Below are 13,098 nucleotides of genomic sequence, written 5' to 3'. Positions count from 1 at the left end.
TCCGGAGAAACGGTATAACCGGCTCCAAGCCGGTTCCCGAATCTACTCCTGATGCTGCAACTCACGCAAATCCGCTGCCAAATTCTCCATCGTGGTTGCAAATACGGCAAGTTCCTGCGAACGGAAAGCTTGGCTGCTGGCACCCTGAGCCGTTTGTTCCGACTCTTCGCGTACACGGACCAGCTTTTTCATGATCTGCTCCAGATTGGCCTGAATTTGGCTCTGGGCTTCCCTCGAGCTGGCTGCAAGTTTGCGCACTTCGGCCGCCACCACTTCAAAGCCCCGCCCGAATTCTCCCGCATGCGCGGCTTCGATGGCCGCGTTCAGGCCCACCAAGTGACTCTGGTCAGAGATTTCACGGATCAGCTCACCCATTTTTCCGATCTGATGGATCTCGGCGGTAAGGTCTTCCAACAACCCATGCGCCTGTCTCTGGGAAGCGGCGGTATCTTTGGCCACGTCGGAAATGGCCTGTGCGTTCTCGTTCAGCTCGCTGATCATACCTGTCAGCTGCTGCGTAATTTGCGTAATCGCCTGCAAGGTGTGCTTCTGGTCGTCGGCAAGCCGGCGCAGCCTGTCCTTTTCCCGGATCTCGTAAGCTTCGAGCACGAGCTGTGCGTCCAAATTGAACATTTTGCTAAGGGCCTGAATGACGCGATGCCACATATCGGGAATGACCTGCTGAAAAATGCTTGTGGCAATATCGAGATAAACCATGTATGTACCCAGATAATAGTCGGTAGACAAGCCAATGCGGGAATGCACTTGCCCAATGGCAATCCGTTGGTCGATGTAAGCATCGTCTACGACGCCGTCAGCCATGGAAAGCCAGTACATCCGTTGGGTCTGCTTCAGTCGTTCCACGGAAGAAAACCGTTCCATCAGCTCCATCAGATTCGGATATTTCCCCAGATGGCAATAGAAATGGTCCACCACCTCTTCAACCACTTTCTCAAAGACGGGACGATGCCCGGCAAGCACTTGAAGGTCGCCTGCGGTCAGTCCGATGTAATCTAGTTGTTTCTGTCTTGCTGCACTTGCACTCATAACCAATTCCGTCAGCTCCTTATTGCTTCTGTATCGTCGAACGAATCCACCTGTCAATCCACTTCGACGGTCTTCCTGCTACTCCGCTGCTATGTGAATATTAGCTTCGACGTATAAAACTTCACTTCAAATGTAAATAACTGTATTAATTATAGACGAATCGCCCTAAGTTTACATAAACCTTTAGAACCATTTACACAAAGTTTACGTATATTTTTCTCGATTTTCCCGAAAATACAGTCAAAAAAAGCGGCATTAATAGTAAAAAGGTCCCTGTTGACGCTGTGAAGGAGCATCACAGCTAACCACAGGAACCTTATTCGGAATGGTTATTTTACAATCATCTTACCGATTCAACAGACTGCCCACATAGCGAAGCAGATCGTTGGCGCTGGCCGCCGTATATCCGTGTTCATCAATGAGGCGGCTAATCACCTCATTCATGCGCTTCAGTTGAGTCGCATCCGGTGTTTTGGTCGAAGTCGTGATTTTGACGATATCTTTAAGGTCGGCAAACAGTTTTTTCTCGATGGCTTCGCGCAACCGGTCATGGCTGTTATACTCGAATTTGCGTTTTTTGCGGGAATACGCCGAAATGCGGATCAAAATTTCTTCCCTGAACGCTTTTTTTGCATTTTCGGAAATGCCGATCTGTTCCTCGATCGAACGCATCAAGCGCTCATCCGGGTCGAGTTCCTCATCGGTAAGCGGGTCTCGAATTTTGGTCCAGTTGCAAAAGGCCTCGATATTGTCCAAGTAATTTTCGAACAGCGTCTTGGCCGACTCCTCGAAAGAATAAACGAAGGCCTTCTGCACTTCTTTCTTCGCCAGTTCGTCATATTCCTTCCGTGCCAGCGCGATGTAATTCAGGTAACGCTCCCGCTCTTCCTTCGTGATGGAAGCATGCTGATCCAAACCGTCCTTGATGGCCCGCAAGATGTCCAGCGCGTTAATGCACTGAAGATTTTGTTTAATCAAAGCACTGGAAATCCGGTTGATGACATAGCGCGGATCAATGCCGGACATGCCTTCGTCCAGATATTCGCTTTGCATCTCGCGCAGGTCGGCCTCTTTGTAGCCTTCCACCTCTTCGCCGTCGTACATGCGCATTTTTTTGACCAAGTCCATGCCTTGCTTTTTCGTTTCCTTCAAACGGGTAAGTATGGAAAAAATGGCCGCGGTCCGCAAGGCATGCGGCGCGATATGGACATGCTTCATGTCGCTTTGCTGAATGAGCTTGGCATAAATCTTTTCTTCCTCCGAAACCTTCAGGTTATATGGAATCGGCATCACGATCATCCTGGATTGCAGCGCTTCATTTTTTTTGTTGGCAATGAACGATTTGTATTCGGATTCGTTCGTATGCGCCACAATCATCTCGTCCGCGCTGATCAAGGCAAAGCGCCCTGCCTTGAAATTGCCCTCCTGGGTCAGGGAAAGCAAGTTCCATAGAAATTTTTCGTCGCATTTCAGCATTTCCTGAAACTCCATCAAACCACGATTTGCTTTGTTCAACTCCCCATCGAACCGGTACGCCCGCGGATCCGACTCCGAACCATATTCAGTAATGGTGGAGAAGTCGATGCTTCCCGTCAGATCCGCAATGTCCTGCGATTTCGGATCGGATGGGCTGAACGTTCCGATTCCCACGCGGTTATCTTCGGAAATAAGCACCCGTTCTACCCGCACTTTACTGATGTCATTGTCATATTCGGTACGAAGACGCATTTGGCAGGAGGGGCACAGATTGCCCTCGATGCGCACGCCGATCTCTTTTTCCACCTCTGCCCGGAGCTCAAGCGGGATTAGATGCAGCGGCTCTTCATGCATCGGGCAGCCTTCTATGGCATACACCGCCCCTTTCTCCGTCCGCGAAAACTGTTCCAATCCCCGTTTCAGCAGCGTAACCAGCGTGGATTTACCACCGCTTACCGGTCCCATCAGCAACAGGATGCGTTTGCGTACATCCAGTCTGCGTGCGGCAGAATGGAAGTATTCTTCCACCAGCTTTTCGATGGAACGGTCCAATCCGAAAATTTCCTGTTCGAAAAATTTGTATCGTTTATGTCCATCCACCTCTTCCACGCCATACGATTCGATCATTTGATATACTCGGGCGTGAGCCGTCATTGCCGGGGTTGGGTCTTTTTTTAGCAGTTCGATGTAGTCTTCGAATGTTCCGTTCCATGACAGACGGTCATTCTCTGCCCGATGCTCCGCAACGCGTTCAAAAATATTCATGCTTGGTACCTCCCATGGCTCCTTTAGTGTGATTGACAACCATCCCGAATGGTATGAATAAATCCATAGAATTGCAACTCTTGCTTGAATATCCAAATTCGCGGTCCTGACCTCGGTCCCGCTGCATCTGTGCGGCGTCTTCTTGCTGTAAAAAGTGTATTACATACCTATGCGGCAAACCGGATAAGTTGACCACTTTTTTTAATCTTGAACCGCGAAACTTCACCGCCCGATGCACCAAGACCGCGGCGGCAGTGCCGAAAAAAAATCCGGTTTATGATACTATCAGAGGTATATGTAGTTAAAGCAGGATGTCCTTTGTTCCTGGAAACCAGCGATACGGAGCAATTCGCTTTCCGGGTTCTGCGTGGAACAGAGCCAGACATTGTCAAAAGGGAGATGGCGGAAGGAGTACGTTGATCATGGCAGTGAAATATGAAACGGATCTGTATTCGCCGATCAAGGCATATTTTGAACAACGCGGATTCGTGGTCAAAGCCGAGGTTAGGCACTGTGACCTGGTTGGCATTAGATCAGACTTGGATGAACCGCTGATCGTGGAAATGAAAAAAACGTTTAATCTGTCCCTGCTGCTGCAAGGGATGCAGCGATTGAAGCTAAGCCCCATCGTTTATCTGGCTGTGGAACGAAACCGGAACAAACGCGGCGCGGTGAATCAGCGTTGGGGGGAATTGACGGCACTCTGCAGCCAGCTTGGGCTCGGTCTGATGACCGTGACCTTTTACAAAACCAAAGCTCCGCTTATTGATGTATTGTGCGAGCCCGCGCGTCGGCCGGAAGGAAGTTCAACAGGGGCCGCGCCTTTGTCCAGCCGCAAGGGCGGCATCCGAAGACAACGGCTGATGCGGGAATTCGATGGACGCAGCGGGGACTTCAACGTCGGAGGCAGCACAGGCAAACCGCTCGTGACCGCATACAGGGAAAAGGCGCTGCGCGTGGCGTCGGCGCTGCGGATAGAAGGTGAAGCTTCTCCGGCAGCGTTGGCCCAATTGGCAAACGTGGCTTCTGCCGCATCCATTTTGCAAAAAAACTATTACGGCTGGTTTGAGCGAATACGGCGCGGTAAGTATGGACTTACCATTAAAGGCATTCAAGCATTGACGGAGCATGCGTTCATGCTGGAACCACTCTCTTCATCGGATCCGGAGTCAAGCATGCCCGATCGCGACGCCGTGGAACTGCTGTTCGAGCGGGAAGGACAGGAGGACGTGGAGAAACTTGAACGCATTGCCGAGCTTGTGCAAACCTATATCCCCCGTCCTTGACCTTCAAGCACGGGAGCTGACCCGTCAGTTCCACAAACTTCAAAAGCCGTCGCTCCCTTACGGGAACGACGGCTTTTGAATATGGTCGATAACGGGCTGCAATTAGAATTTTGCTGCAGTTTCAGCAGCCAGTTTCACGCCAGCACCCACGATTTCTTCTGCACGGTCAGGGGATGCATTGTGTCCTTCAACGATCACAACTTCAGGGTGTTTGATGCCCCAGAAGTTCAATACGTTGGTTACGTATTTAACGGACATTTCAGCAGAAGCCATAGGCTCAACGGAATACACGCCGCCACGAGCGTTCAGGATCGCTACTTTTTTGTCGCCAACCAGACCTACCGGACCTTCTGCTGTATATTTAAACATTTTGCCAGCTTGGCTCAGGTAAGAGATATAGTTTACCAGCGGTGCAGGAACAGTGAAGTTCCAGAGCGGGAATGCAAACACAACTTTGTCTGCAGCCAGGAATTGATCTTGCAGTTCAGCTGCCAGTGCAGCCGCTTTTTTCTCAGCTTCCGTAGCTTCGATGCCGTTAGCCGCTTTGAAGCCGCCAGCGAGAACATCATTGCCGTAGTATGGGAAATTCGCGCTGTACAAGTCCAGCTCGGTAACGGTGTCACCTGGATGTGTTTCTTTGTATGCGCTCAAGAATGCATCGTACAATTTAACGCTGACTGCCTGATCTGCAGGACGGTCATTGGCTTTGATAAAAAGAATATTAGACATGTTCGTTCCTCCGTTATATAAAATAATTCAGTGCCAATGGGTGCACCGGTCTAAACTGCAGCATGATGAACAAAGCCGCAACTTATTAATACACATTATATATAAAAATGTTAGTGGATGCAATAACGTAATTACTATCCATATCAACCGCATAAAACGTCCACACGTTCACGGAGAGGCAGAACCCATCTGAAGAAGCAAAGCATGCCCGATCAGTTCCGTGCCGTGAATTCTCCGATCGCTTCGCTGATCAAATTCATGCCGAGCAGAAGCGCATCACGTCCAGGATGGCTAAAGTTTAAACGAATGTAACCCCGATCGGCATCCCCCGTCGAACACAGCGAACCCGGCAAAAAAGATACGCCCTTGGGCAAGGCGGCTTTGAGCAAGGCGACGCTGTCCAGACCATCGGGCAATCGTACCCAGAGATACATTCCTCCTTTTGGAACCGCATAATGCGTCCCCCTCCAACCGGGTCTTTTCAATAACTCAAGCATCAACTTCAGCCTGGTTTTGTACTCCCGATTGAGCAGGGACAAATGATCGTTCCATTTAAAAGGAGATTGGTCCAGCAGCCGATGCAATAACCGCTGGTTCATGGGACTGGATTGTCCATCCGCAATCCGCTTCACGGAAGCCATGGCTTCAATCAAAGCTGGATGGCCGGCAGCCCAACCGGTACGCAGGGCAGGAGCGACGGTTTTGCTGAAGGACCCGATATATAGAACATGTCCACCCTGATCGGCCGTATCCATGGCAAACAGGGAAGGGTAATGACGATAGAAGTCCGAGTTGGACCGTCCATCGAAATGAAGCTCACCGTAAGAGTCATCTTCCACCAACAATACGCCATAACGGGAGCATAGCTCCAATACTGCCTCACGACGCTCCATGCTCCATAACGCCCCCGTCGGATTGGAAAAGCTGGGCGCGGCAAAAAGCAGCTTGGGTTGCGCCTGCTGCATGTGGTGCTCAAGAAGGTCGGGCAATATTCCGTTTTCATCCCCGGTGACCGGAATGATGGTGGCTCCTTGCATTTCCAGAACCTCAAGACAGCCGGGAGACGTTGGATGTTCCACCAACACGGAATCTCCCGGCTCGAGCAGAAGCCTCATAATCAGGTCGATCGCCTGCTGTGTTCCCGTTGTGAGCAAAATTTGCTCAGGGACCGTACGGATGCCTTTACGGCTGTTCCAATCTTGATCCAGCCATTCACGGAGCGGCCTGTAGCCAGCCGGTTCGCCATACTGGAGTGCAGATGGCCCGGAGCTAAAAACAGAGACGGCTGCCTCCTCCAGCAGCTTGAATGGAAATAATTCCTCTGCCGGCAGCTCTTCAGCCAAAGAAATGAAATGATCCCGATCAGACATTTTGCGAATATCCCGAAGCGGGGATGACAACAGTCTGTTCGTACGGGAGGCGAAGAAATATTTCATCAATCCTGTCCCCTTTCATCCTATTCCGAACTATGCTCGCAGTCCGCAGCCCCTACAAGGTATTCCTGGATCATGTTCAATATGACGACCAGACCGTTCCGGATCATCAGGAGATCGTTTTGATCTGCCTTGCATACAGGGCGTAACGCTCTATCGCTTGGGCTCTGCTGCTTACATCCAGCTTAACATAGATTTTTCGCAAGTAATTGTCAATCGAGCGCCGGCTGACATTAATTTCACTGGCTATTTTATCATAAGTTACACCCTGTACAATTCTTTCCATAATAAAAGTTTCCGTTTCCGTCAATGAGGCTGCAAATTCTTTTCCCTCGCCTTCGATCGGCTTGACCCAATCCGTGCTGGCCAGCCACGTCAGCGGAATGGATACGCAGCCTTCCCTCAACCCTGCGATGAGATGGATCAGCTGGCCAGGGGAAGCCTGCTTGGACAGCATCCCGCTTGCGCCTAGTCCCATCAGATGGAGAAATAACTTCACATTGTCTTCATCCGTCAGAATAATGATGTGACTATGAGCCGAACGCGCTTTCATCTGGGTAATAAACGGATCGGCCTGTCCCTCCGGCAGCCTGTAATCCATCAGAACGATATCCGGCTGATGCCGGCTTACCAATTCCAAGCCTTCAGTTCCTGAAGAAGTCATTCCGCGAACGATTAAGTCCTGTTGTTCTTCCAAAATTAATTTGCTGCCCAGCATGCTGGTGGGGTGGATATCGACGATGACCACCTGCCATACTTTTTCCATTTTCCTTCTTCCCCCTGATTATGTATTGGACAAAAGTCGAAATATGTCGAATGAAAAAATCATCGAATACAATCTATCTTTCCATTCCCCTTTTTCTTCCCCGACAAATAACGACCTTCTTTTTTTGTCCACATTTCTTTTCCTTTCCAAACCATTCTAATATAGTATAAATATCCTGCATTTCTAGCTAAAAAAGTCGAAAAACCTGCCCAAACTTCCTACTTATTGCATCTATAAGAAATTGTATCCTAGGACTTCCTTCCGATGCAATCTCTTTTTGCGCTCAACGTTAAAGAACTTCATTTTTGCGTAATCGACAGGCGCATGTTAGAATGAAGATTGGAAATTTTCCTTTATCTTCAGATGACCAGGAGTGATGACATGAACCCCGTAGTGGAGCCTGATGACATCCATCACACCCGGAGCGCCAAAGGTAAAGGCCGAGCTTCTGTTAAACTGTTTCTGGCGTTGTGGATTATATTTATTATCATCGGAGTCCTAGGGACCTATTTTTACAGCAACCACCTTCAGAAACAGATGATTGCGCAGTTGCAGACACATAATCAACAGCAGATCGCGGCGTTAAAAGCAGACTATGAGAAGCAGCTAACAACGATCTCAAAGGAAGTATCCAGCCTGCAAGAGCAGGTACAAGCCTTTAATGAGCTGTTGACCTTTACCAAGGATAATGCAAGCAATAAGACGGATAACAGCAACAAGCTGTACACCCAACTGAGCGAAGTCAAAAAACAACTGGAGACCCTCCAGAAAAAGATGGATCTGCTCAAATGATTACCCACGTTAAACAGGTAAATCGTTTTTTTATGCTTGCACTCGCTCCCTTTATTGGACTTGTTTTATGTCTTTTCTTGTTTCGGCCTGCGGTCGATCCGGGAGACGTGTTGGAAGATGCCTGGGTCAAAGAGAACATTACCCTTCAGACTCAGGCGATTCGCGAAGAGCTTGAGGGTGCCAAGGATACGGCCGTTCAAACTTCTTCTTCCATTAAAAAGACGACCCAGCTTTACAATCAGACAACAAGCGCCATGTCCTCCATCGTACAAACCGCGACCAACCAGGCAGCGCGCCCGGAGTCGATCTATAATCAGCGCATTTCATCCAAACTGGGGACGCCCATCGAACGGGTCAACAGCGATCGGTTGACGATCGAGCTGTACAGGGTTAATCCCGGGACCTATAAAGGTTATGCCATGAAAATTAAGCTGAAGGACCCTTCCGCCATGCAAATGGCTCTGAACAGCGAGCTGGGAAAAGCCGAAACCACCATGCAGGCCGTCAAACGCAGCGGTGCCGTGGCCGGCATTAACGCAGGCGGCTTTGCCGATAGCGGCGGCAAACGTTATCCGCTCAGCACCACGGTCATGGACGGTAAATACGTTACCGGCTTCCAGCCCAGCTTCAAGGACCTGTTCTTTGTCGGATTGAATGATGCAGGCAAGCTGATCGGCGGCAAATTTTACGACAAAAGTGCACTCGATCGCCTGAAGCCTCAGTTTGGGGCCACATTTGTTCCCGTGCTGCTTCAGGACGGAAAGAAAACTGCCATCCCCGATAAATGGAAGGTATCTCCGAAACGTGCACCCCGGACGGTCATCGGCAACTACAAGGATGACCAGCTGCTCGTCGTCGTCGTCGACGGCTACAACGAAAGCGGCAGTTCCGGAGCGACACTGGAGGAGCTCCAGGCAAGATTGTACAAGCTGGGCGTCATGGATGCCTACAATTTGGATGGAGGCGGCTCGTCCTCCCTTATTTTGAACAATCGGGTCGTCAACCATCCGTCAGATGGTTCACTGAGACCCGTGCCTACCCATTTTTTATTTTACAAATGATCCCTGAAAAGCATTTCTTTTCTCTCCTTTACGGTTATAATAGAGGTAAATGAACATGGTTCAGGGAGGTGGCAGGCATGTCGTTTTCATTGACGTTCTGGATTATTGCAATCGTGCTCGCTTTGTACATGACAGGCATTCTCACTGCAGCCTACAACAATGACAAAACAAAAGGCCTTTGATCGGCCAAGCCTCTCCCCGAGAGGCTTTTTTTTCATTTTCATTTTCGGATGATCCTCGTTATTCTTACCAATGCCCCTGTCGAACCTCACGCCAAACAAGGTTTGAAGGAATGTCGCCATTCCCTCAAACCTTGTTGTTTGCAACCGTATGCCGGATCAACTATAGATTTCGATCACGTTGTGGTCTCCCAAGCGCTGCTCAAGCAATTCGCGCGAAATGCGCAATCCGCCTGCTCGGTATGGCTGGTCAATCTTTTCTGCCTCAAGCTTCTGTCCGTGCAGCACCGCGCGTTTGGCGCGAGAACCGCTCAGATGGTAGACAAACGTTACTGGTTTGCCCGCAAATTCGAAGTCAAAGCGCAATCCGTCCAGGTGGGCAGGCAATACCGGGTCGATAATCAGGTCTTCCTCAGCCTGGCGAATGCCCAGCGCGTTCGAGATGAGCTGATTCATATAAATCCCAGGACCGCTGGAATAGATTCTCCAACCACCTTTGACTTGAACTTCACCGGAACGGAGCTTGCCAAATTGCTCCTGTGCGTCATAACGGCTGTTGAATTTGCCGTCAGAGCTGCTGAAATAAGCATTGCTCTGACGAAGTTCCGCGTTGGGAACGATTTCCTGGATGCCGACCGGATTAATGATGCCCAGTCCGTTCCATACTTCTTCCGCATGTCCCAGCTTCGCCATTGCCTCCACATAACGGATATGCGCGTGCACATACTGCAAGCCTACCTCACGTCCAAAATTGGAGGCCTGCTCTGCCCGTTTAAAATGCGTGCTGACTCCGCCATCATATTGTGCTGGACGATTCATGAGCCTTACCCCATCCGGACAGAACAATTCCTTCTTGATGAGACGATAATGGGCATCCGCCTGCTCGGGTTCCAACAGCCCGGCAATCATGCTGCGCGTCATCGGCAGCAGGCGATACTGGATGCCTGTCTCTCGGTCGTCCGGATGAAGCATACGTTTGGCCTGCTCCGGATCCTCCAGATAGATGAAGCCCGGAATGACATCCGTGCTCAGCATATATTTGGTGAAGTCTCTCTTCACGCCTGCTGCCATATTGGCCAATTCCTCGGCAAGCTCCGGCTTGACCGTCCCCAGCGCTTTGGACAGCTGCGTCAGCGTTTGATACGTCAGTGCCACGGTCCAGCTGCTGACCATGTAGCGTTTAAGCTGGGCATTGGCAGGCTGCAGCGTATCATCCCAATCCCCGTCGCCATAAGAAGACAGGAACGTGTCATGCAGGAAGTGGCTTCGGATATATTCCAGCTCTTTCAATGCGTGCGCCAGAATCGTCGCCTTATCTTCGGTGAAATGGAACCCGTGTTTGACCGTAAACGGTACTTCTTCGTCAAGGATGGCGTAATCCCTCGTTGCTATCAAATAATCGCTTAACACTTTGAGCGGCCAGACAATGATGTCGCCGTGGCTCTCTTCCTGCTGAATGTTGAAGTACCGGTCAAACATGAACCACTGCGGCCAGTTGCCGTCGTCTTCATATTGGTGGGAATACACCATTTTGAGAATGTCTCGCACCTGTTCGAATTTGTGAGTAGCCATGAAGTATTCGATCGGCCCCTGGCAGACGTCGCGTGTCCCCCAAGCCGCGCCGCCATATTGTTCAAGCCCATGCGGCACCGAATAATGTACCAGCATGTTATGCGTGTACCACCAGGCAAGCGCGTTTACCTTGAACAGGTCTTCACCGATGGCTTCATTTGGCAAGGAGAGACGGAACCCGTTCATGACTTCGGCATAAAACGCGCGATACGCTTCCTTTTCTACCTCAAAGCTTCGCATAGAAGGCAGGACGGCTTCGCCTTCCAACACTCCTTCCATAGTGAGCGTCCATTCTGCGGCCGTCCCCAGCTGCAGCGTAATCAGCGAACCGTCTCCCGGATGAACCCCGCTGGCAAGACGTGTCTCATCCCCGATCTTCACTGCCGCTCCGTCCACGCGCATGCGGTACTCGAGATTCGGATATTTTTCCGCGCTTGGGGCAGACGTGTGGGCCTGGATCACCAGCACGCCATCCCGCTCGCTGATCCGGGCAGGTGTTTCGTATTCATTCACGTTCATCGTAATCTGGTTGGTCACCAGATAACGATATTCGCGGCCCTGCACCGATTTCACATGCATGCGGATTTCCGGCGTATCCAATGTGGTGTAGTTGGTCACAACCAGCGTATCCTGTTCTGTTTTGTAGTACCAGCGGGCATAGTTGAAGCCCATTTCGAACAGCGAAGGCATCGTCAGCAAGCGGAACACGCCATCCATCTCGACGTACAAACGCTGGCCGGACGACTTCGGAATGTTGAGTGCGCTGCGGGCATTGCTCATCATTTTATTGAAATTGGTATTGCCCACGACGACGTGCGAATTGAAGATACCATACATGTACGATGTGGTCGTTATGACTTGCTGTCCCAACTTCACGTTGTTGCCGCTCATCAAAATATGCCCGTGCGGACGTTCCACGCGAAGTTCTTTTTCTTTCAATACGACATGTTCATGCGTATCGGTGAAGAATGCCAGCAATCGGCCAGCGGATTGCTCCACCTGGCGTCTGTTTGCTTCCGGGAACAATGCGCCCAGTTCTTCCTCTGTCATCGGCAGCGTGCGCAGCGGCTCGCCCAATGCAGGACTCAAAGACACTGCTGGCAGTGCAGCGGCAGCGCGAAGGCCTTCCAAGATCCGGTGGCGTTTGCCCTCGTATTCCTGCCATGCTTGCTGCACGACGTCTTGATACTCCAACGCCTTGACCGCCTCGGGATGATCCGCCTGGAACAACCCGTAAAATACAAAACGCGCTTCGCCGTTCAATGTCGTTTTGCGCGACTGTAACGCTGTGTACGCAAACTCATACTGATAGATTTCGTTAGCCAACGAAGATTGGGTCAGGCTGACGGGTACGTTTGTTTCTTTGTAGCTCAGCCCGAAAAATTGAAATCCGTCCGTCGAATATGCTGCCGCGCCTGTCAATGAACCCTGCTGCATATAAGGAAACGCGCCGCCCTGCGGCTGATTCTGCCGGGAAGCCACAATGTAACCATAGTCTTCGTGCTCGAAGACGGCATGGTCGATATACTGGGACAGATACGCCTCGTTGCTGCGCACGGCACCGGGATCAGCGAGACCGACATCCTGCCCGTACACGACATCGACGCGCTGTCCTTCGCCCCGAAGCGTGACGTCCCAGAACCACACGCCGTGCCCGGTCGGTGCAAATACAACCTCGTACGCAACGCCTTTGGCGCGGCCTGTCCACACGATGCCGCTTCCGTCCGAACGGACTGCGCTATTGGCATGAATGCCAAGCAGCGGCACGTAGCTGATCGTTCCATCATTATGGAACCGCAAGTATACATTATTCATGGAGCCGTCCACCGGACTGGACAGCCATTGGTTAATCATCGTCTGCCCGCTCTTGGCCTGGTATAGGTCGCCGCTCTCCCAAAAAGTAAAGTCAAGCTCTCCGGAGCGCACGTTGATCTGTGATTTCGTTATTGTTTTCATATGTCTATTTATTTCCTCCCATGATCATAGCCCTGT

Annotated in this window: 9 protein-coding genes; 3 read left to right on the top strand and 6 right to left on the bottom strand. The window is 50.8% G+C overall.

The window, feature by feature from the left end:
* Window positions 1-42: 42 nt before the first annotated feature.
* Window positions 43-1,047, bottom strand: coding sequence for a globin-coupled sensor protein (locus tag SNR34_RS09070; RefSeq protein WP_236415865.1), 1,005 nt, complete (start codon window positions 1,045-1,047; stop codon window positions 43-45).
* Between the two features lie 345 nt (window positions 1,048-1,392).
* Complete coding sequence (locus SNR34_RS09065; protein WP_236415866.1) at window positions 1,393-3,288, bottom strand: PrkA family serine protein kinase; 1,896 nt, start codon at window positions 3,286-3,288, stop codon at window positions 1,393-1,395.
* Window positions 3,289-3,710: 422 nt separating this feature from the next.
* Between SNR34_RS09065 and SNR34_RS09060 the strand changes: the two genes are divergently transcribed.
* Complete coding sequence (locus SNR34_RS09060) at window positions 3,711-4,574, top strand: DUF2161 domain-containing phosphodiesterase (RefSeq protein ID WP_236415867.1); 864 nt, start codon at window positions 3,711-3,713, stop codon at window positions 4,572-4,574.
* 102 nt (window positions 4,575-4,676) lie between these two features.
* Here the strand turns inward: SNR34_RS09060 and SNR34_RS09055 are convergent, their stop codons facing one another.
* The 3 genes from SNR34_RS09055 to SNR34_RS09045 all read right to left on the bottom strand — a co-directional run bounded on the left by SNR34_RS09055 (window position 4,677) and on the right by SNR34_RS09045 (window position 7,502).
* Window positions 4,677-5,303: an FMN-dependent NADH-azoreductase gene (locus SNR34_RS09055; protein WP_236415868.1), complete on the bottom strand. Its 627-nt coding sequence runs from the start codon at window positions 5,301-5,303 to the stop codon at window positions 4,677-4,679.
* A 212-nt stretch (window positions 5,304-5,515) separates the two neighbouring features.
* Window positions 5,516-6,739 (bottom strand): aminotransferase-like domain-containing protein, encoded by a 1,224-nt coding sequence (locus SNR34_RS09050; RefSeq protein ID WP_236415869.1) that lies wholly within the window; start codon window positions 6,737-6,739, stop codon window positions 5,516-5,518.
* A gap of 106 nt (window positions 6,740-6,845) precedes the next feature.
* Window positions 6,846-7,502, bottom strand: coding sequence for a response regulator (locus SNR34_RS09045; RefSeq protein ID WP_236415870.1), 657 nt, complete (start codon window positions 7,500-7,502; stop codon window positions 6,846-6,848).
* Window positions 7,503-7,883: 381 nt separating this feature from the next.
* Between SNR34_RS09045 and SNR34_RS09040 the strand changes: the two genes are divergently transcribed.
* Both SNR34_RS09040 and SNR34_RS09035 read left to right on the top strand, forming a co-directional pair.
* On the top strand, window positions 7,884-8,294 hold the full coding sequence (locus SNR34_RS09040) for a hypothetical protein (RefSeq protein ID WP_236415871.1): 411 nt from the start codon (window positions 7,884-7,886) through the stop codon (window positions 8,292-8,294).
* Window positions 8,291-9,355: a phosphodiester glycosidase family protein gene (locus SNR34_RS09035; protein WP_486181738.1), complete on the top strand. Its 1,065-nt coding sequence runs from the start codon at window positions 8,291-8,293 to the stop codon at window positions 9,353-9,355. The genes SNR34_RS09040 and SNR34_RS09035 overlap by 4 nt, the downstream gene beginning before the upstream one ends.
* Window positions 9,356-9,693: 338 nt before the next feature.
* Here the strand turns inward: SNR34_RS09035 and SNR34_RS09030 are convergent, their stop codons facing one another.
* Window positions 9,694-13,062, bottom strand: a complete 3,369-nt coding sequence (locus tag SNR34_RS09030) for a GH36-type glycosyl hydrolase domain-containing protein (RefSeq protein ID WP_486181737.1) — start codon at window positions 13,060-13,062, stop codon at window positions 9,694-9,696.
* Between the last annotated feature and the right edge of the window lie 36 nt (window positions 13,063-13,098).

It is taken from the genome of Paenibacillus sp. XP01, assembly GCF_057364885.1.
Note: the sequence above shows the minus strand (reverse complement) of the source record. Positions and strands in the feature narration are given on the sequence as shown.